The organism is Wenzhouxiangella sediminis (assembly GCF_003410055.1).
GTDB lineage: Bacteria > Pseudomonadota > Gammaproteobacteria > Xanthomonadales > Wenzhouxiangellaceae > Wenzhouxiangella > Wenzhouxiangella sediminis.
On the sequence record NZ_QUZK01000033.1, the window covers coordinates 51159 to 72684 of the forward strand.

A 21526-nucleotide genomic window follows, 5' to 3' on the forward strand; every position below is an offset into this window, starting at 1 on the left:
GCGCAGATTCTTTCGTGGGTTTCTTGTCCACGGATCCCGGTCGGAGATATCCGATCCGCTGCAATCTGCATAGTCTGCGGTTCAAACAAACTCCAGAAGCTGGAGACGCATGTCATGAGCAATAGACAAGAGATCAAGGTTCCCGACATCGGCGATTTCGACAAGGTGCCCGTCATCGAGGTGCTGGTCGCCGAGGGTGACGAACTGGAGGCCGAGCAGTCGCTGATCACGCTCGAGTCCGACAAGGCGACGATGGAAGTTCCGTCGCCGGCGGCCGGCAAGCTGGTCGAGCTGAAGGTCTCAGAAGGTGATGAGGTCGGGGAAGGGGATGTCATTGGCGTGTTGGAGGTTTCCGAAGAGTCTGGCGAAGACTCCGCCGAAGGTGGCTCCGATCATGAAGAAGAAAGGGGTTCAGGGTTCAGTGTTCAGGGTTCAGGGGAGTCGTCGGATGACGCTGGCGAAGCCGAAGAGCCCGCCGGTTCCGGCGAGGGTGACGAAGGCCGCCCTGAAACCCGAAACCTGAAACCTGAAACCTCATCCGATCCGACCGATCACGATCATGAATATGACCTCGCCGTGCTGGGTTCGGGGCCGGCCGGGTATACGGCGGCCTTCCGGGCCGCGGACCTGGGGCTGAAGGTGGCGCTGATCGAGCGTTACGACTCGATCGGGGGCGTGTGCCTCAACGTCGGCTGCATTCCGTCCAAGGCGCTGCTTCACGTCGGGCAGGTGATCGATTCGGCCGCGCACCTGGGCGAGCACGGGGTGTCCTTCGGCGAGCCCGATATCGATATCGACAAGCTCAGGGGCTTCAAGGACTCGGTGGTCGAGAAGCTTACCGGCGGCCTGGCCGGCATGGCCAGGAAGCGCAAGGTAGAGATCGTCCAGGGCATGGGCCAGTTCAGCGGCGAGCACGAACTGGTCGTCGAGCACGAGGGCTCCGAGCGCACCGTCGGTTTCAATCAGTGCATCATCGCCGCCGGCTCGCGGGTGATCGAGATTCCCAACGTGCCCTGGGACGACGATCGCGTGATGGATTCGACCGGCGCGCTGGAACTGGCCGACGTGCCCGAACGACTGCTGGTGATCGGCGGGGGCATCATCGGGCTCGAGATGGCCTGCGTCTATCGCGCCCTGGGCTCGAAGGTCACTGTCGTGGAGATGATGAAACAGCTCATGCCCGGCGCGGACGCCGACCTGGTCAAGCCGTTGCAGCAGCACCTCAAGAAGCAGGGCGTCGAATTCCACCTCGACACGAAGGTCGAGAAAGTGGAGGCTGGCGACAGCGCCCTGACCGCTCACCTGGACGGCAAGGATGCGCCGGACAGCGCCGATTTCGATCGCGTGCTGGTCTGCGTGGGTCGCCGTCCCAACGGCGACCAGCTCAACGCGGAAGCCGCCGGCGTCGAAGTCGATGACAAGGGCTTCATCGCCGTTGACGGGCAGATGCGAACGAACCGGGGCCACATCTTCGCCATCGGCGACATCGTCGGCCAGCCGATGCTGGCCCACAAGGGTTCCTACGAAGGCAAGGTGGCCGCCGAGGTCGCCGCCGGCCACAAGCGTGCCGCCGATGCACGCGTGATTCCGTCGGTGGCCTACACCGACCCCGAAGTGGCCTGGGTCGGCCTGACCGAAGGGCAGGCGAAGGACCAGGGTATCGACTATGGTGTCGGCAAGTTCCCCTGGGCGGCTTCCGGCCGTGCGCTCGGCATGGACCGTTCCGAGGGTTTCACCAAGCTGATCTTCGAGAAGGGCAGCGACCGGTTGATCGGCGCGGGCGTCGTGGGAATGCACGCCGGCGACCTGATCGCCGAACTGGCCCTGGCCATCGAGATGGGTTGCGATGCGGCCGATATCGGCCTGACCATCCACCCGCATCCGACCCTGTCGGAATCGGTGATGATGGCGGCCGAGGCTTACGAGGGCACGATCACCGACCTGTACATGCCGAAGAAGGGCTGACCGGGTCCGGCAGGGCGATTGACCGAACTTTGGTGCTTTTGCAACATTACATTAACTAGTGCTAATGTAAAAGGGTCTTTTCCCTGATTCGAGGAATTGCCCGTGGCCTCCAATGCCAGAGTTGAAAGCGCGCGCTGCCGCGCCCGATTGAACGCCCAGCCGGGCCCCCGCTTGCTGTTGGCGTTCTGGCTCGTCACCATGGTTCCGGCGGCCCTGGCGCAGCAAATCACCGGCCGGGTCATCGATGCCGACAGCGGCCAGCCCGTGGTCGGCGCGAGAGTCCACGAGCAGGCCCGTCCCGCCCTCGATGTCGTGATCACCGACGCCCAGGGGCAATTTGCGCTGCCGGTGTCCGCCGGTGCGACCAACGTGCCCGTTGCGGCTGCCTTGCCGTATTCCGTCGACGCTCCGGTCAATTACGAAACCGAAGTCGATCTCGCCGACGAGGGCGACGACATCGTCATTTCGCTGCGGCCGATCCCCGACCAGGAGAACGTGGACTACCAGCCCATCGTGGGCGCGCCTCCGGAAGGCTGCGGCAGCTGTCATACCGAGCAGTACGCCCAGTGGCAGGAGAGCAATCACTCGCGGGCGGCGGTCAATGTGCGCGTGCGCGATCTCTACTCTGGAGACGGCACCGGGGACGGCACCGGCCCCGAGGCCGACGGCTACGTGTTCACCGAACTGCACGACGCTGAAGACACGGGGTTCTGCGCGACCTGCCACTCGCCCAACGAGAACCCGGCCGATCCCGGCGGCGTGAAATTCAACGAAACCTCGACCGCGGCCGGGCTGGAAGGTGTGACCTGCACCAGCTGCCACCAGCTCCACGTCATCAACGATGACATCGAGTCGATTCACTTGTTGGGCACTTCCGAGTTCCGGTTCCCCCTCTCTTTTCGCGGCGGCAATGAAGTGACCCACGAGCATGTCTGGGGGCCGCTTGACGATGTTGGCTTCGGGCAGATGCGGGCGGCTTATGCCCCGTTTTTCAAGACGTCGAAGATGTGCGCACAGTGCCACGAGTACGAGAACCCGGAGACCGGTGCGCCCGGCCAGGACACCTACAGTGAATGGCTGGGTTCTCCCGCAGCCGCCGCCGGCGTGCAGTGCCAGACCTGTCACATGCCGGAGGCCGACGCGCCGGGACCGATCGCCGCCATCGGTGCGGCACCGCAACGCCCCGCCGAACAGCGTCATGACCACAGTTTCCCGGGCGTCTATTCGGGTGTGCTCGGCGATCCTGTCGAACTGGAGGTCGAGATCGAGCCGACCGGAGCCAGGGTGGAAATCGTCACCCGGGTTCACAACCGGGTGACCGGGCATGACTGGCCGACGGGCGTGGACGTGCGCAATGCCATGCTGGTCGTCGAGGTCTCACTCAACGGCGAGGCTCTCGTTCAGGTCGCCGGCGACCAGGTGCCCGGCTGGGCGAATGATGCCGAACCGGGCGTCCAGCCCGGTGACTTCGGCGGGCTCGCCGGTCGAGGTTATGCGCACGTTCTGGAAGGGCGTATCAACGGCGAAGGTCCGGTGGTCAGCCCCGTCAATTTCATCGATGCTGATGCGCTCGTGTCCCACAGCACGATTCCGCCCGGGCAGACGGATCTCGGCCGGTTCTCCTTCGAACTGCCGCCCACCGCGTTGCCCGGCGACGAACTGGCGGTGCGGGCCCGCGTGGTCTACCGCCGGGTCTGGCGTGAAATCGCGGTAACCAAGGGCTGGACCGAACAGGACTTCGATGAGCCCTGGGAGCGGGTGGTCGAGGATCAGACGATCACCCGTAGCCTGACGGAAGGTGACCTGGACCGCATCTTCTTCGACCGCTTCGGCTCGTGAGCCGATGCGTGCCTGAAGTCCGGCCGCGAGCGTCGTCATTCGTGATACGGAGTAGACTGCGAGCCTGAGTCGCCGTCCGAGAGACGATCCGGGATGAACCGTTCCAGCGCCAGGCGCCCCTGGCACCAGCACTTCGAGACCGTGGGGTCGATCACCGCCATTGTGGTCGGCGTCGCCGCATTGTTCGTCAGCTTCGACCAGAGCCGGGTCATGCGCGAGGAGATCCGGGCCTCGATCTGGCCGGCGCTGCAGGTCGATGGATTCGCTTCCCTGGAAAACGGCACCCTGGCGATCGGTCTCAGCGTCCAGAATGCCGGGGTCGGCCCCGCCCTGGTGGAACGAGTGACCATCCGCCACGACGACTCGCCGGTGGAAGATCTCGATGCGCTGCGGGCATTGATGCCTCCCGGCGCCGACTTGTCGAGGACCTCCCTGACAGGCCGGGTCGTTGCGGCCGGCGCATCCGTTCGTCCGTTCGAATTGCGTTATCCGGCCGAAGAGAGCGACGATGCCATCGACGTCCTCAATCGCCTGCTGTCGAGATGGTCCGCTGAAGTCTGTTATTGCTCGACGCTCGGGCAGTGCTGGGTGGCCAGTGACGATCCAGGCGCGCCGACGATGGTCGACAGCTGTGAAGGTCAGCCCGGCGGCGACTTCTGATCACTGCGGGTCTGTCGATTGCGCCGCCGGCCTTCACTGCTGCACCGTTTGGAGCAGTAACGAACCTCGTCCCAGCAATCGCGCCATTTGCGACGCCAGGTGAACGGGCGCTTGCAGACAACGCAGATGCGAGTTGGCAGTTCGGACTTTTTCACACCGTATAGTCGATCACGCGGGCATTCACGAGCGGGTGAATCCTCCAGTATTCTGGCCGGTACACGCGTCGGGTATGCTGACCGACCTTGCCGACCGGACGATGCCGATGCCCCGAATTTTCATAGTCCTCTCCCTCTTCGCAGCCATGATCATGGCGGTGGCCTGCAGTCCGGTTTCTCAAACGGGTGAAGGGGAAGGGGGAGGCCGGGAATCCCGCGTCGCACTGAACGCCTTCTTCGAGCGTGTCGAGTCCGAAAGGCGGGCGCTGAGTCCGCAGGCCATGGCTGCCCACACGCTGGGAACGGCCGAAGAGGAACGATATCTCGGCAGGCTCGATGTGCCCTCGGTCGACAAGACCCAACGCGAACTCGCCCTGGCGCGGCAGCACCTGGAGACGCTCCGGGACTTCGACAGAGATTCACTCGACGGTCAGGACGCCTTGTCGCGCGACATCATGGCCTGGCAGCTCGAGCATCAGGTCGAGGGTGCTTCTTTCGTCTGGCACGACTACCCGGTCAATCAGTTGATGTCCTTCCACAACATGCTGCCGGGCTACATGACCGGCCAGCATCCCTTGCGCAACGATGCCGACGTCGACTTCTACATCGAACGCCTGAAACGCTTCCCCGACGTTTTCGCGGGCGCGGTCGAAGTCGTTCAGCATCGCGTAGAGCGCGGCATCGTGCCGCCGCGTTTTGCCATCGAAAAGACCATGCGCGATGCGCGCGCATTCGTCGACGGTGCGGCCGAGGACAATCCGCTGGTGACCGAGATTGTGGCGCGGGCCGATCGCAGCGGCGCTTTGTCGGCCGAACGTCGAGAGGGACTGGAGGCCGAACTGGCCGCCGTGGTCAGGGAACAGGTCGTGCCGGCCTATCATCACCTGGCCGACTACCTGGAAGGCCTGCTCGCGCTCGAGCCGACCAATGACGGCGTCTGGCGACTGCCGGACGGCGATGCCTACTATCGCTGGCTGCTCGAGGGGCACACCACCACCGATCTCGGCCCGGAGGTCATTCACCAGCTCGGGCTCGACGAGGTGGATCGCATCTCGGCAAGAATGGATGAGCTGCTCTGCGGCCAGGGCTATTGCGAAGGCACGGTGGGTGAACGCATGGTCGCCCTCAACGGGGAGGCGCGATTCCTTTTCGAGGATTCCGATGCCGGCCGCGGGCGCATCCTGGCCGCCTACCGCGAGATCGTCGCCGAGATCGAGGACGGCCTGGACGGCTGGTTCCACCAAGGGCCGGCCGCGCCGATCGAGGTCAGGCGCGTGCCCGCGTATCGCGAAGCCACCGCTTTCGGCGCCTACTATATGCGCCCGTCGGTCGACGGCAGCCGGCCGGGCCAGTTTTTCGTCAACCTGCGCTCGGTCGATGAGCACCCGCGCTATGCCATGCGCACGCTGGCCTACCACGAGTCCATCCCCGGGCATCATCTCCAGATCACCCGCATGCAGGCGATGGAGAACGTACCGGACTTTCGCCGAAGCTTGAGCCTGCACGCACACGCCGAGGGTTGGGCGCTCTACGCCGAAGGTCTGGCCGCCGAGATGGGTTTTCACGATGACCCGTTCAGCGACCTGGGCCGCCTGCGCGCCGAGCTGTTCCGAGCCGTGCGACTGGTTGTCGACACCGGCATGCATCATCACCGCTGGTCGCGCGAGCGCGCCATCGGCTATATGCATTCGGTGACCGGCATGCCGATGACCGACGTGGTTGCCGAGATCGAGCGCTACCTGGTCATTCCGGGCCAGGCCTGCTCTTTCAAGATCGGGATGCTCCGCATCCAGGCCATGCGCCAGCGGGCCGCCGAGGCACTGGGCGACGATTTCGACATTCGCGATTTCCACCGCGTGATTCTCGACAACGGCGCCATGCCTCTGGCCCTGCTCGATCGCGTCGTCGACGACTGGATCGAACGCACCACGAAGCGGGGGGCTTCCGGCACCGCGCTGTAGACATGTGCGCGCGATGCCCGCGTTCGTTGCGGGTCCATCGACGGCGGCCGAGTGATATGCTTGAGCGCCGTCCTTCTCCCGCGAAGCCCGAACGTGTATTACGCTGCTGCCTGCCAGACCAACTTTCCTGCGCCCGCCCATCGCGATGAAATCGCCGATCGGGTGCGTCGCATGGGCGAGATCGTCGAACAGACGATCATCGGATACGAGCCGTTCTTCGACGTCCGGCTGCTGGTCTTTCCCGAATTCGCCCACGCCGTGCCCGTTCACGACAACCCCGGGAAACTTCTCGATACCGTGGCCGTGGCGCTCCCCAACGAGCACACGGACTTCTACGAGCGGCTCGCCAAGAAGTACGGCTGCTTCATCCAGACGGGCACCTTTCTCGAACGGGATGACGATTGGCCTGGCGTGGTATTCAACACGACCCTGCTGATCGGTCCCGACGGCATCCTTTCGAAATACCGGAAGGTGAATCCCTGGATTCCCTGGGAAGTCCACGCGAGTCCGCACGACTTGCCCGGCTATCTCGACGATCCGTTTCCCGTGGTCGACACGGAAATCGGCCGTCTCGGCGTTGCCATCTGCTACGACTGGCTGTTTCCGGAGACGATTCGCGAGCTGGCGTTTCGCGGCGCCGAAGTGCTGATTCGCGTCTCCGCCTACATGGATCCCTGGGGCACGCAGCAGCCAACCGACTGGTGGACGCTGGTCAATCGCACTCGTGCGCTGGAGAACACCGCCTATGTGGTGGCCGCCAACCAGGGCGCGGAGATGCATCACTACCCGCCGTTCTCCTGGCCGGGCGGCTCGATGGCCGTGGACTACGACGGACGGATTCTCGCCCAGGCCGATCCCGGACCCGGCGAGAAGGTCGTGGTCGCGCCGATCGACATCGAAACGCTTCGTCATGAACGCACCCGTCGACGGGGGCACGACACCCGTGCGCATTACCGGGCCGAAGTTCACGACTATGCGCGAGCGACGCGGCTGGCGCCGGCCGGCGCGGCCGATCTCAGCATCGAGGCGGCCGGCCGGCGCATCGCGGCCGCCAAGAAAACCCTGCCCTGACTGAAAGGCTCGTCATGACCCGTAACTGGATTGCCCGCTGGTCCGCCGCCCTGTTGTTCATCCTGCTGGCCGGCTGCCAGCCCTCCGGGTCCGAGTTGCCGCCCGCTGCTATAGAGCAGAACAACCGCGGCGTCGGGTTGATGGGACAGTATCGCAACGAGGAAGCCAGGCAGGTCTTCGCCGAGCTCGCCGATGCCCATCCCGGCTGGCTGGAAGTGCGCGTCAACGAGGCGATCGCGATCCTCAACAGGCAGGAGGAAGGTGACGAGCGCCGGGCCCTGGCGGAGGTCGAGTCCGTACTCGAAGAAGATCCCGGCCATGTTCGCGCCCACTATGTCGCCGGTTTGATGCGCTTCTATCTCGGCGAAACCGAACGCGCCTTGCCGCATTTCAGGGCGGTCCGCGAGGCCGCGCCCCGGGATGCCTACGCGGCCTATTTTGCGGCGCAGGCCCTGGCCCAGCTCGGCCGCAACGAGGAGGCGCTGGAACTCTACGAGCGGGCAATCGTGCTCGATCCTTACCTGCGTAGTGCCTACTATGGGGCAGCCCTGGTGTTGCGGCAGGCGGGCCGCACGGAGCGCGCCGGCGAGCAGCTCGCCGCCTACCAGCGCTTTGCCGACAATCCCCGCGCCCATCTCGCCGAGTTCCGGTATACGCGAATGGGGCCGCTGGCGGAGGCCAAGGCTGTCTCGGGCGAGTCGCCCCAGAGCAACGCCGAGCCGCCGGAAGGCGCCCTGTTCGGCGCTTCGCGCGATGCGGCCACGCTGCCGCCCGGCGGTGACCGGGTCTCGCTGACGACCGCCGATATCGACGGCGACGGCCGACTCGACCTGTTCGTCTCCGACCCCGTCGCCACGCTCGTGCTGCTCGGACGTGAAGAGGGATTCGAAAGCGCTGATTCACACCCCCTGGCCGGTCTCGACGGCGTACGGGCTGCAGCCTGGGGCGACGTCGACAATGACGGTCGGCTGGATGTCTACCTGTGCCGGACCGGCCCGAATCTTCTTCTGTCGGGCAACGACGAATGGCGTCCGGCGCCCGGGGCGGGGGATGTCGACGATGGCGGCGACTGCGCCGATGTCGGAATGTTCGACGCCGACCACGACGGCGACCTCGACGTTTTCGTGGTCAATGCCGATGCCCCCAACGAGCTCTACAGCAACAACCTCGACGGCAGCTGGCGGGCCCTCGCTCAGACGACCGAGGCGATGCTGGCCGGCCATGATGGCAGTCGCGGAATCCTGGCGGCCGATCTGGATTCCGATCGCGACGGCGATCTCGTCGCCTGGCACGATCGATCGCCGCAGCAAGTGCTCCTCAACGATCGGCTCTGGCGCTATCGCGAGACCGATGCGTTCCAGGCATTCAGGCAGTCGCCTGCGGTTTCGGTGACGGTGGCCGATTTCGAGGCCAGCGGCCAGCCGGCCCTGATCGGACTTCGACCCGACGGCGGCATCGACCGCTGGCGGCCCGGCGACGACGGTCTCTGGCAGGCAGAAGCGTTGGCGAGGATCGAGATGGACTCGCCCGCGAGCGCGTCTCTGGCGGCCCTGGATCTGACCGGCAACGGACAGCCCGAACTCCTGGTGCACCACGCGGACGGATTCGAGGTGCTGGCCTTCCGGCCCGATCCGGTCCGGCTGGAGTCGATTGCATCGGAATCCGCGGTTCTCCGGGCTCTGACGCCAATCCTGATGACGCCGGCAAGGGGACCCGCGCTCGCCGGCCTGGTGAGCGTGCAGGGCGATCGTCGGCTGCGGATCTGGCCGGCAGGTCCGGGTCGCCATGAATTCCTGGCCATCGCGCCGACCGGCCGCTCCGAGCGTGCCGACGGCATGCGCTCCAACGCCTCGGGCATCGGAACCGGCATCGTCGCGCGCTTTGGCGATCGCTGGGCGCTGGCCGATACCTATGACCGGCACGCCGCGCCGGGCCAGAGCCTGCAACCGGTCGCGTTCGGCCTGGCCGGCGATGACCGGCTCGACTTCGTGCGGCTGCACTGGAGCGACGGCGTTCTGCAGACCGAGATGGCGCTGGCCGCCGGTCAGGTCCATCGAATCCCGGAAACGCAGCGTCAGCTCGCCAGTTGCCCGGTGCTGTTCGCCTTCGACGGCGAGCGCTTCGAATTCGTTTCCGACCTGCTCGGCGTGGCCGGCATCGGGTTCTTCCAGGCGCCCGGTCAGTATTCCGAGCCGAGGCCGTGGGAGTATTTCCGCTTTCCCGAGGGCAGCATTGCGCCTCGTGACGGCTACTACGCGATCCGCATTGGCGAACCGATGGAAGAGGTCGCTTACCTGGACCAGGCGCGTTTGCATGTGCATGACTTGCCCCCGGGTTGGTCGGTGACCCTGGACGAACGCTTGCACACCGGAGGCGGGCCGGCGCCGACGGGGGCGGCGGTCTACTATCGGGATGCCTCCCTCCTGTCGGTCGGGCGTGCCACGAACGAGCGCGGAGAAGACGTGACCGAGGCCGTGCGCAAGGCCGATTTCGAGGCCGCTCCCTTGGGCGAACGCGACCGCCGATTCATCGGACGGCTCACCGAGGAACACCTGTTGACGCTGGACTTCGGCCGCCCCATCAATCCGGACGGCAGCCGTCCGGTGCTGATCATCGACGGTTGGGTCGAGTACCCGTATTCGCAGACCGTCTTCTCGGCCTGGCAGGCGGATGCGGCATACGCCGCGCCGACCCTGGAGGCGCGCGCCGGGGGGCAATGGCAGACCGTCTACCGGCATTTCGGTTACCCGGCCGGCATGCCGCGGGAGATGTCGTTGCCGCTCGACGGCCTGCCGGCGGGCACGACCGCGCTGCGGCTTCGCACCAACCTGGAAATCTACTTCGATCGCGTTGCTGTCGCCCACGCGGAGCCGGCGCCCGGCTCGGCCACCGTACGCGTGCTCGACGTCGAGCGTGCGCGCCTGGGTCGCCCCGGTTTCGCCCGGCGCGACACGTTGGATCAGCGGCGGCCTTACTACGACTATTCGGATCGAAGCCCGTTCTGGGACACCAAGGCACCGACCGGTTATTACACGGCATTCGGCCCGGTCGGGGACCTGGTCGGCGAGGCCGACGACCGTTTCGCCGTACTGGGCCCGGGCGAGGAAGTGTTGTTCGAGTTCGCCGCGCCGCCGGCAGCGCCGGAGGGGTTTCGTCGGGAGGTGATTCTCGAAATTCGCGGCTACGCCAAGGACATGGACCTCTACACCCGCGACGGCGAAACCGTCGGCCCGCTGCCGGGGTCTTCGAATCCGTCCGAGGACGACACCGCGGGTCGGGGCAAGTTGACGCGCTTTCGGGGAGGATACTGAGTGACACAACGCAAGCGTCCGCGCAAGGCCGTCGGCCCGCGCCTTCGATGGCTGCTGGTGGCCGTGCTGGGGCTTTTTGCGCTGCTGCTGGTCAACTCGGTCTACCTGGGCGGCATCACGCTGGTCGAGCATCTGTCCGGCGAAACCTACCAGGACTACACCTACCAACTGATGTTCCTGTTCCACCTGGTCTTCGGGCTGATGCTCGTCGTGCCTGCGCTGGTGTTCATCGGCGTACACATGCGCAATACCTGGAGCCGGCCCAACCGGCGAGCGGTCTACGCCGGCCTGGGCCTGTTCGCGGCAGTGCTGGTCCTGCTGGTCAGCGGCCTTGCGCTGGTGCGTTTCGATTTCTTCCAGGTGCGCAGCGAAGTGGTTCGCGCGGGCGCCTACTGGCTGCACGTGCTGGTGCCGCTGGTCTGCATCTGGCTGTTCGTCCTCCACCGACTGGCCGGCCCGCGCATCCGGTGGCGATCCGGGCTGGTTGTGGCCGGTCTCGGTGCCGCCTTCGCCCTCGGCCTGGTCGCGCTGCAGTCCCAGGATCCGCGCCAGTGGAACCGCCCGGGGCAGTATGGCGAGGCCGATTTTCGTCCGGCCCTGACGCGTTCGGCCACCGGCGACTTCATACCGGCCGAGACCCTGATGATGGACGAGTACTGCGCGGACTGCCACGCCGACGTGCACGCCCAGTGGCAGAACAGCATGCACCGTTGGGCATCGTTCAACAATCCGGTCTACCTGATGTCGGTACGCAACACGCGAGAGTTCGCCCTCGAGCGCGACGGCAACGTGGAAGCGGCGCGCTTCTGTGCCGGCTGCCATGACCTGGTGCCCCTGCTTTCGGGCGCCTTCGACGATCCCGACTACGACGACGTCAATCACCCGACGGCGCATGCGGGCATCACCTGCACTTCCTGTCACGCCATCACCAACGTCAACAGCCCGCGCGGCAACGGCGACTTCACCGTCGAGGAGCCGGTGCACTATCCGTTCGCCTTCAGCGAAGATTCCCTGTTGCAGTGGGTCAATGCGCAGCTGATCAAGGCCAAGCCGGCCTTCCACAAGAAGACCTTCCTGAAACCGCTGCACCGCGAGCCCGAGTTCTGCGGTACCTGCCACAAGGTCCACTTGCCCGAGCACCTCAACGACTACAAGTGGCTCCGCGGCCAGAATCACTATGATTCCTTCCTGCTCAGCGGCGTGTCCGGACACGGCGTAAGCAGCTTCTACTATCCGGAGCAGGCCCAGGAGAACTGTTCAGGCTGTCATATGCCGACGGTGGCTTCCGACGACTTCGGCGCCCGCCGACGAGGCGAAGACGACTTCTACAGCGTTCACGATCACATGTTTCCGGCCGCCAATACCGCCATTCCGCGCATGGTCGGCCTGCCCGGGGAAGTGGTGGAATCGCATCAAGCATTTCTGCAGAAGGCGCTGCGCGTCGACCTGGTTGCGCTACGTGAGGAAGGGCGTATCGATGGACCGCTGGTCGCGCCCATCCGCCCCGACGTCCCGGCCCTGCAGCCCGGTCGAGAGTATCTCCTCGAGACCGTGGTTCGAACGACGGGAATGGGGCACCACTTCACGCAGGGCACGGCCGACTCCAACCAGGTCTGGGTCGAAGTCGAGGTCGAGCACGACGGTCGCATCATCGCTCGCAGCGGCGGAATCGAGCGGGATGAGCACCGCGTCGACCCTTGGTCGCACTTCATCAATGCCTATGTGCTCGACCGCGATGGCAACCGCATCGAACGGCGCAACCCCGAAGACATCTTCGTGCCGCTCTACAACCACCAGATTCCCCCGGGCGCGGCCGATGTCGTCCATTACCGCCTGGCCGTGCCGGAATCGATCGAGGGCGAGTTGACGGTGCGTGCCCGCGTTCACTACCGGAAGTTCGACGTGGCCCTGATGCGGCACGTCGACGGGCCGCCATTTGCGCGCAACGACCTGCCGATCACCGTGCTTGCCGAAGACGAGGTCAGCTTCCCTGTGGGCCGCGCCGCCCGCCCGGTCACTGTCGCCGATCGGGACATCCCGCAGTGGCAGCGGCTCAACGACTACGGAATCGGCGCGCTCAGAAAGCCCCAGCGCCGCCAGCTTCGCCAGGCTGAAGAGTCGTTCAAGCTGGTCGAGGCGCTCGGGCAAAGTGCCGGCGCTCTCAACCTGGCGCGCGTGTACCTGGAGGAGGGCCGCCTGGACGAGGCAGCTGAAGCGCTCCAGCGAGCGGCCGATCATGATGATCCGCCCCCGGCCTGGTCGCTGGCCTGGTTCAGCGGTCTGTTGCTCTTCCAGGAAGGGCGCTTCGAGGCGGCCCTGGAAGCCTTCGAGGCGCTGGCCGATACGCGTTTCAACGAAGCGCGCCGTCGCGGTTTCGACTTCTCCCGCGACTATCGCCTGCTCAACCGCATTGGACTGACCTGGCGAGAACTGGCCAGTCAACGCGGCGGCGAGGCCCGGCTTGATGCACTGCGCGCCGCCAGGCAGTGGTTCGACCGCGCCCTGGTGCAGGATCCCGAGAATGCCGCGGCGCACTACAACCTGGCGCAAGTGGCCGGCGAACTCGGCGATCCCGAGGGCGCAGCCTGGCATTCGAGCGAATACCAGCGCTACCGCGTGGACGACAATGCGCGCGACCGGGCCATCGCCGCTGCCCGGCGACGGGATCCCGCCGCCGACCATGCCGCCGACCCGGTGGTGATCTATGACTTGCACCGGGAAGGCGCCGATGCGTTTCCGCTTGGTGTTCCCGAAGTGATCGAGCGGATCGAGCAACCATGAACAAGCACGACACCGGATTCGAAGAGGAATCCCTCGAGCAGGACGACGCGATCATCGGCCGCGTGTTCGCATGGTCGATGGTAATTGTTGCCGTTGCCCTGGCATTCGTCGTCGGCTTCCTGGTGCTTCGATGGTGGCAGGAGCGCGAGCCAGAGCCTGCAGTGCTGGAGGCCGAGATCGAGCTGGGGCAACTGCTGGAGCCATCGGGGTTGCCCGAACCGCCGGTTGCGCGATTTGTCGACATCACGCGGGCGGCCGGCATCGATTTCATTCATTTCAACGGTGCTTATGGCGATCGCATGCTGCCCGAGACGATGGGAGGCGGGGTGGCGTTCTTCGACTACAACGATGACGGTCGCACTGACCTGCTGTTCGTCAACGGCGATCGCTGGTCCTTTGCCCCGGAGAGCGCGGCGCCTCGTCCGAACGCTTTGAGGCTGTACGAGAACGACGGCGCGGGACACTTCCGGGAAGTCACTACCGAAGTCGGATTCGACGGCGTGCACTTCCAGGGAATGGGCGTGGCCGTGGGCGACTACGACGGTGACGGCCGGGTCGACGTTTTTGCCACGGCCGTCGGCGGCAACCGCCTGTTCCGAAACGGCGTCGACGGGTTCGTCGAGGTCACCGACGAGGCGCGGGTCGCTGGTGAGGCTGATCGCTGGAGCAGCAGCGCGGCTTTCTTCGATGCCGACAACGACGGTGATCTCGACCTGTACGTGGTCAATTACGTTCAGTGGTCGCGCGAGATCGACCTGGAGGTGGACTATCGCCTGACCGGTATCGGCCGCGCATACGGTCCGCCGATGAACTTCGCTGGTACGCGCGACTACTTTTATCGCAATGACGGCGAAGGGCGATTCGAAGAGGTGGGGAGCGCTGCCGGTCTCGACGTGCGAAACCCCGCCACCGGCGAGCCCGTCGGCAAGGGCCTGGCCGTGAGGCCGGTCGACCTCGACGGCGACGGCTGGATGGACCTGGTGGTCGCCAACGATACGGTTCAGAACTTCGTGTTCCACAATGACGGCACAGGCCGCTTCGAAGAGGTGGGCACCGAGTGGGGCCTGGGCTTCGACCGCAACGGCATGGCGACCGGCGCGATGGGTGTCGATGCGGCCCGCCACCGCAATGACCAGTCAACGGCCGTGGCCATCGGCAACTTTGCCAACGAAATGACTTCCTTCTACGTGTCGCACGGTGTCCTGCCGCAGTTCGTCGACCAGGCCATTGGCGAAGGACTCGGCTCCGCCACCCGAGCGGCCCTGACCTTCGGCGTGTTCTTCTTCGACTACGAGCTCGACGGTCGGCTGGACTTCCTGCAAGCCAACGGACACGTGGAGAACGAAATCAACCAGGTGCAGGCCAGCCAGAACTACCGCCAGGCCGCACAGTTGTTCTGGAATTGCGGCGCGGACTGCCCCGGCACCTACCAGCCCGTGCCCGGCGCCCGGACCGGCGATCTTTCGACTCCCATCGTCGGCCGCGGCGCGGCCTACGCCGACATCGACGCCGACGGCGATCTCGATGTCGTGCTTACCCAGGTCGGCGGTCGGCCCTTGCTGCTGCGCAACGATCTCGATAACGGCAATCACTGGTTGCGCATCCGCCTGGAGGGTCCGGAGCAGAACACGGGCGCCATCGGCGCGCGAGTGAGGCTGCAAGCGAACGGCGTATCGCAGTATCGAACTTTGATGCCGGCCCGTGGTTATCTCTCCCAGGTGGAGATGCCGCTCACTTTCGGCCTCGGCGAAGTCGATCACGTCGAGCGCATCGATATCGTCTGGCCCGGTGGGGTCGAGCAGACAATGTCGGATATCGGCGTCGATCGCCTGCTCATTGTCCGTCATCCCGCAAGAGGCGACTGATCCTCGCCAGCCGATCACCAGCACGTCACGTCGGCGCGGCAGGTTCTCGAGAATGCCCGTCACATCGCGCCGACCGGCTTTCGGTCCGATCCCTTCAGGCCAGTCGCCAGGCAATCCAGATCGCGCAGAAGGTCACCAGGAACCACAGGCCGGCATGCGCCAGGGCGAGCAGCGCTCCGCGCGGCCGATGCTCGGCCGGGGTGTGTTCGCTGGTCAGCAGTTTCAGGTTGAGCCAGGCGATGACCGGAGCCGCCAGGAAGGACACGGTGGTGGCGAAATCGATCAAGGCGGTGAACCCGGATGAGCGCTGCACGAAGTAGTGGATGACCAGCAGGGCGCCCGTGGAGACCAGCAGCAGCGCACCGATGTAGCGGGCGCGGTGCTTGTGTTCGGCCGAGCCCTCATCGGTGGCGACGCCGCTCATCTCGATCAGTGCCCGCAGAGCACGCGGGTAGGCGTCGGTGACTGCGAGCGTGGTCGAGAACATGGTCGTCAGCGCGGCAACGGCGATGATCGATCGCGACCATTCCCCGAGGGTCTGCGCGTAGAGGTCGACCAGGCGGCCGGCGAAGGCCACGCCCGATTGCGGCAGGGCTTCTCCGCTACCGTGGAGCATCAGGGCGCCCAGCAGCAGGAACAGCACGGCCAGGACGGTGGCGCCGGCGTAGCCGATCTGAAAGTCGATGACGGCATGCCGAACGCTGGGTCGATGGCCGGTCTGTTCGGCTCGCTCGAGCGTCCACAGCGAATGCCAGGCGGCCACGTCCAGCGGGATGGGCATCCAGCCGAGAAGCGCCAGCACGAAGGCGAAGCCGCTCGCCGTCCAGACGGCATCGAGATTGGCGAGCGGGTCGAGTGCGCCCCAATCCGGTTCGCTTCCGAGAGCGAGCGCCACGGCAGCCACGGTGGAAACTGCCAGCGCGGCCATGATGATCTTCATCATCAGGTCGAGTCCGCTGTAGCGCCCGATCGCCAGGATGGCCAGGCAACCGATCAGTACGCCGGCTGAAAGCTGCGTGATGGAAGCCTCGAGCCCGAAAACGAGCCCCGCCAGGCCCGCCGCCACCACCGTCACCCCGGCCTGGATGATGAGCATCGTGCCCAGGGTGATGATCACGAACAGCCCAAGTGCCCAGCGGCCCAGGCGGCGGTAGCCCTGCAGCAGGTTCTCGCCGGTTGCCGCCGCGTAACGCGGGCCGAATTCGAGGAAGGGGTATTTGAACACGCACGCCAGCAGGACCAGCGCCAGGAGGCTGGTCCCGTACTCGGCGCCGGCACGCGTGGACTGCACCAGATGGGACACGCCGACGGCTGCCCCGGCCATCAGCAAACCCGGTCCCAGGGCGGCCAGGAGCTGCCTGCCTCGGCTGCTTGCAAAAGTAAAGAACATGTTCATATCATACAGACGGAACAACTCGATACTGCGCCATACCGGACAGTATTGAGCAATACATAAAACATCTCTGCTTTGGGGAGAAATCTGATGAAGTCATGCCGATTCCTGGCGCCCGCGCTCGCGCTGCTGTGGCTGGTCGGTTGCGGCGGCAGTTCCAGCGTGGACCGCGCCGTTGACCAAGATCCTGCCACCCAACCCGACGGCGATCCCGTCGACGGCGTCATCACCGCCGTATTCGATCCAAGCGGGGGCGCCATACCGTTTCCCAACACGCTGCTGCTGTCCGGGACGGATGACCTGACGCTCAACATCCCGGTTGCCGACCCGACCGACTACAGCGATCCCGCGGTCGCCATGAACGCGCTCGACGGCTTCAGCACGGTCGCGCCGTGGACCTTCAACTTCAGCGCGCCGATCGATCCCGCCAGCGTGGTTCCGGGCAGCACGGTTCGCTTCTACGAGGTAACCATGGTGCAGGGGCAGCCGGCCGTCGCCGGCGTCAACCGCGAAATGGTTCCGGGCCAGGACTATGTGGCTGCGGTCGCGCCTTCGGATCCCAACGGGCAGACCATCGCCATCGTGCCGCTCCAGCCCCTGCAGGAGATGACGGCGTACATGGCGGTCCTGACCGACGGCATCACGGATACCAGCGGCAACCCGGCCACGCCGGCCCAGACCTACTTCCTGGCCAAGCGGCCCGAGTCGCTGGTCGACGGCGAAGGCAACAGCACCGATCCGCTGCTCGACGATCCGACCGCCCAGGCGCTCGAACCGCTTCGCCAGATCATCAACACGCACCTGGCCGCGGCGGGCTCGCAGGGCGTCGCGCGTGACAGCATCGTGTTGTCCTCGACGGCCACCACCCAGTCGATCACGCCGGTGCTCTCGAAGCTGCGTTCGGCCATCGGCCCGACCAGCAGCCAGGTGGCGCAGGCCTGCGTCGCTCCGGATACCTGCCTGACCACGGCCGACGTCCTTCCGCCGGGCGCCTCTCCGGGCATCGCCGACCTCTACATGGGCGTCGTCGAAGTACCTTACTTCCTGGGTGTGCCCACGCAGCAGAATCCGACCGCGCCCCTGACCGAGTTCTGGGAAGCGGCGCCGGGCAACTACATTCCGCCCTTCGACCAGGTGGGACTGAGCCCAGACTCGACGAACGTCACGGTGGCCAATCCCTTCCCGGTCGAAACCGCCCGTCCGATGATTCCGATGCTGATGACCGTGCCCAACGAAATGTCCGGGCAAACGCGTCCCGAAGCGGGCTGGCCCGTGGTGATCTTCCAGCACGGCATCACCGGCAATCGTTCGCAGATGCTGGCCCTGGCCGACACCATGGCTTCGCAGGGTTTCGCGGTGGTCGCCATCGACATGCCGCTGCACGGCATCACCGACCAGGCCAGTCCGCTCTACATCGACAACACGCCCTTCGCGCCGGCGTCGATGGAGCGCACCTTCAATCTGGACCTGCAGAACAACGAGACCGGTGCTCCCGGCCCCGACGGCATGATCGACGGTTCGGGTGCCTGGTTCATCAACCTGCAGAGCCTGCTGACTTCGCGAGACAACCTGCGCCAGGCGCAGATCGACCTGTCGACGCTGGCGCTGAACGTGCCGGAGATGGACATCGACGGCGACGGGACGACGGACCTGGACGGTTCGAACATCAACTTCGTCGGCATCTCGCTCGGCGCCATGGCGGGTACGCCCTTCCTGGCCGTCGAGCCGACCGTGGGCAACGGTGTGCTCTCCGTGCCGGGCGGTGGTGTCGCCAACCTGCTCGCCGGCTCCGAGACATTCGGGCCGCGCATCCGCGCCGGTCTCGAATCGGCCGGCGTCGAGCCCTTCTCGCCTGATTACTACCAGTTCCTCCTGGCCGCGCAGACGGTGATCGATTCGGCCGATCCGATCAACTGGGGTGCAGTGACGACGGCCCAGAACTCCGTGCTGCTGCAGCAGGTCGCCGGTGACTCCGTGGTTCCGAATGCGGTCGAAGGCGCGCCCCTGTCGGGCACCGAGCCGCTGATCCGGATCATGGGCCTGGATGCGATCACGCAGACCACGCAGGACCCGATGGGCATCCGCGGTGCGGTCCGCCTGCTGCAGGGCGGCCACGGTTCGCTGCTCGACCCGTCCGCCAATCCGGCGGTGACGGCCGAAATGCAGGGAGAGGCCGCCAGCATGGTGGCATCCGGTGGCGCAGCGGTCGTTATCGGCGATCCGTCACTCATCCAGACCGACGACTGAGAGGGAGATTCCGAACATGAAACGCCAAGCAATTGACAAGAGTCGGCGCGGTCTCGGGCTAAAGCCCGGCATCCTGGCCGGCGCCATCGGTCTGGCCCTGGCAGCCCAGCAGGCACAGGCCATCGACTTCAGTACCGACGAGGTCGAGATCCGGCTGGACTCGACCGTGAGTTACGGCATCGGCGTTCGCGCCGAGGAACGAGACTCGGATTTCGTTGCGAAGTCCCAGTTCGACCCGACGGTCTTCCAGCTGCCGCTGGACCAGCAGATTGCCACGCCCGGCCGATTCTCGGCCAACTCGGACGACGGCAACCTGAACTTCGACCAGTGGGATCCGATCTTCAACCAGGCCCGCATCACCTCCGAGCTGGCCATCAACTTCGACAACTTCGGCGCCTTCGTCCGCGGCAACTACTTCTACGACTTCACGCTCAGCGGGATGGACGAACTGCCCGACGGCGCCAAGGACCAGGCGGGTGAGCGGGCACGCTTGCTCGATGCCTACATCTACGGTGACTTCGAGCTCGGCGACCAGTTCCTGTCGATGCGACTGGGGCGCCAGGTGGTCAGCTGGGGGGAGAGCACCTTCCTGGCCGGCGGCATCAATGTCATCAACCCCGTCGACGTGACGGCCCTGCGCACCGCGGGCGCCGAGCTCAAGGATGCCTTCCTTCCCCAGAACATGCTCTGGGGCAGCTTGAGCATCACGCCGAACTTTTCCATGGAAGCCCTGGTGCTGGGTGAATGGGACGAGGTCGAAGCCGAGCCTTCGGGGACCTACTTCGCCACCAATGATTTCGCCACCGCAGGTGGCCGCTACGCCATGCTGAACTTCGGCCTGGTGCCCCAGCCCGTCAATAATCCGGACCTGTATGAAACGGTCTGCCGGAACGGCAACTTCGGGGCGTCGGATCGCAACCTGCCGATTCAGCTCATCGGTGCCGGTTGTGCCGCTTCCTTCCCGAGGGCGGCGGACAACAAGCCCGACGAGCACGGTCAGTACGGTCTGGCTTTCCGGTACTACGCCGATTGGCTGAACCAGACGGAGTTCGGTTTCTATCACCTGCGTTATCACAGCCGCCTGCCGGTGCTGTCCGGCCGGGCAGTGACCAACTCGGCGCCGTCTTCGGGTGCCGTCATCGTGGAGTATCCGGAGGATATCGACCTGTGGGGCGTGAGCTTCAACACGACCGTTTCGGGCTGGTCCCTGGGCGGCGAGGTGAGCTACCGCGAGAACCTGCCGATCCAGATCGACGACGTCGAGCTCCTCTATGCCGGCCTGTCGCCCCTGAACGCGGCCATCCCGGAGCCTTACAACCGTTTCATCAGCCAGCTCGGCGACTACGAGCCGGGTGATTTCATCCAGGGTTACGAGCGTCGTGAAGTCTCGCAGGCCCAGTTCACCCTGACCAAGCTTTATGGTCCGGGCAACTGGCTCGGCGCCAACCAGATCGCCGTGGTCGGTGAATTCGGCATGACCCACGTATGGGACCTGCCCGATCCGAGCGAACTGCGTTTCGAGGGGTCGGGTACGGACACCTTCGGTGGGCCGTCACGCCAGACCGGCGGCAATTCACGCAGCCCCATCACCACCACCAGCGGCTACGTCACCGACACCAGCTGGGGCTATCGCCTGGTCGTGGCGCCCACCTACAACAACGTGTTCGGCACGGCCTGGAACATGACGCCTCGCGTGGCCTTCAATCACGACGTCAACGGCGTGGCCCCCGGACCCGGCGGTAATTTCATCGAAGGCCGCAAGCAGGTCACGCTGGGTGTGAACTTCAGCTACCTGTCGCGCTGGCAGGCCGGCGTTTCGTACACCAGTTTCTTCGGTGCCGGTAAGAACAACCTGCTGAGCGACCGCGATTTCCTCGCGGCTTCGCTGAGCTACTCATTCTAGAGCGGAGGTCACAATGACAGATAACTACATCAAACCCGGACTGACGATCTTCGCCGCCGTCCTGGCGGGCGCAGTTCTCGTCGGCTGTGGAACGGCGCCGGTCGCCGATGAGGAGCCGGCCCAGTCGGAAGAGGCGTCGATGTCCGACCGCTTCGAGTCCGAGCAGCAGGCCGAGGCGGAGGCGCAGGCCGAAGCCGAAGCCGCTGAACGGGATGCTGCCGAAGCCGAACAGGCTCGTATGGAAGCCGAAATGAAGGCCGAGATGGAAGCCCAGGCGGAAGCCGAGGCCGAGGCCGAAAGAATGGCGGCCGAGGAAGAGGCGCGCCGACAGGCCGAAGCCGAGGCTGCTGCCGAAGCCGAACGCATGGCGGCCGA

The 21526-nt window shown here is 65.5% G+C and carries 13 protein-coding genes; 11 read left to right on the forward strand and 2 right to left on the reverse strand.

The features are described from left to right. Positions 1-114 precede the first annotated feature (114 nt). From lpdA to DZC52_RS07170, 3 genes are all read left to right on the forward strand, one after another. Positions 115-1965: a dihydrolipoyl dehydrogenase gene (gene lpdA / locus DZC52_RS07160; protein ID WP_116650443.1), complete on the forward strand. Its 1851-nt coding sequence runs from the start codon at positions 115-117 to the stop codon at positions 1963-1965. A gap of 102 nt (positions 1966-2067) precedes the next feature. Next, positions 2068-3804: a multiheme c-type cytochrome gene (locus DZC52_RS07165; RefSeq protein ID WP_147307633.1), complete on the forward strand. Its 1737-nt coding sequence runs from the start codon at positions 2068-2070 to the stop codon at positions 3802-3804. Between the two features lie 93 nt (positions 3805-3897). Next, complete coding sequence (locus tag DZC52_RS07170) at positions 3898-4464, forward strand: hypothetical protein (protein ID WP_116650445.1); 567 nt, start codon at positions 3898-3900, stop codon at positions 4462-4464. Here the strand turns inward: DZC52_RS07170 and DZC52_RS15845 are convergent. Then, entirely contained in the window at positions 4443-4619 is a 177-nt protein-coding gene (locus tag DZC52_RS15845) for a DUF2256 domain-containing protein (protein WP_116650446.1), read from the reverse strand. The genes DZC52_RS07170 and DZC52_RS15845 overlap by 22 nt on opposite strands. Positions 4620-4726: 107 nt before the next feature. Here DZC52_RS15845 and DZC52_RS07180 point away from each other — a divergent pair, with 107 nt between their 5' ends. From DZC52_RS07180 to DZC52_RS07200, 5 genes are all read left to right on the forward strand, one after another. Further along, complete coding sequence (locus tag DZC52_RS07180; RefSeq protein ID WP_181918831.1) at positions 4727-6580, forward strand: DUF885 domain-containing protein; 1854 nt, start codon at positions 4727-4729, stop codon at positions 6578-6580. A 93-nt stretch (positions 6581-6673) separates the two neighbouring features. Then, the gene (locus DZC52_RS07185) at positions 6674-7651 is read left to right on the forward strand and encodes a nitrilase-related carbon-nitrogen hydrolase (protein ID WP_220338294.1); all 978 of its coding nucleotides are present in this window, start codon (positions 6674-6676) and stop codon (positions 7649-7651) included. A 14-nt stretch (positions 7652-7665) separates the two neighbouring features. Next, positions 7666-10962, forward strand: a complete 3297-nt coding sequence (locus DZC52_RS07190) for an FG-GAP repeat domain-containing protein (protein ID WP_116650449.1) — start codon at positions 7666-7668, stop codon at positions 10960-10962. After that, a complete protein-coding gene (locus tag DZC52_RS07195; RefSeq protein WP_220338295.1) occupies positions 10963-13743 on the forward strand; it encodes a tetratricopeptide repeat protein in 2781 nt (926 codons plus the stop codon). It begins immediately after the preceding gene. Continuing rightward, positions 13740-15608, forward strand: a complete 1869-nt coding sequence (locus tag DZC52_RS07200; RefSeq protein ID WP_116650450.1) for a CRTAC1 family protein — start codon at positions 13740-13742, stop codon at positions 15606-15608. The genes DZC52_RS07195 and DZC52_RS07200 overlap by 4 nt, the downstream gene beginning before the upstream one ends. Before the next feature lie 94 nt (positions 15609-15702). Here the strand turns inward: DZC52_RS07200 and DZC52_RS07205 are convergent, their stop codons facing one another. Further along, positions 15703-16998, reverse strand: coding sequence for an Nramp family divalent metal transporter (locus DZC52_RS07205; RefSeq protein WP_245960785.1), 1296 nt, complete (start codon positions 16996-16998; stop codon positions 15703-15705). A 93-nt stretch (positions 16999-17091) separates the two neighbouring features. On the opposite strand from DZC52_RS07205, the gene DZC52_RS07210 reads away from it, so the two are divergent. The 3 genes from DZC52_RS07210 to DZC52_RS07220 form a co-directional block, all read left to right on the forward strand. Then, positions 17092-19248, forward strand: a complete 2157-nt coding sequence (locus DZC52_RS07210; RefSeq protein ID WP_116650451.1) for an Ig-like domain-containing protein — start codon at positions 17092-17094, stop codon at positions 19246-19248. 16 nt (positions 19249-19264) lie between these two features. After that, positions 19265-21151, forward strand: coding sequence for a DUF1302 domain-containing protein (locus DZC52_RS07215; protein WP_116650452.1), 1887 nt, complete (start codon positions 19265-19267; stop codon positions 21149-21151). Positions 21152-21164: 13 nt separating this feature from the next. Next, a partial coding sequence (locus DZC52_RS07220) for a hypothetical protein (RefSeq protein WP_220338296.1) occupies positions 21165-21526 on the forward strand: 362 nt, incomplete at its 3' end.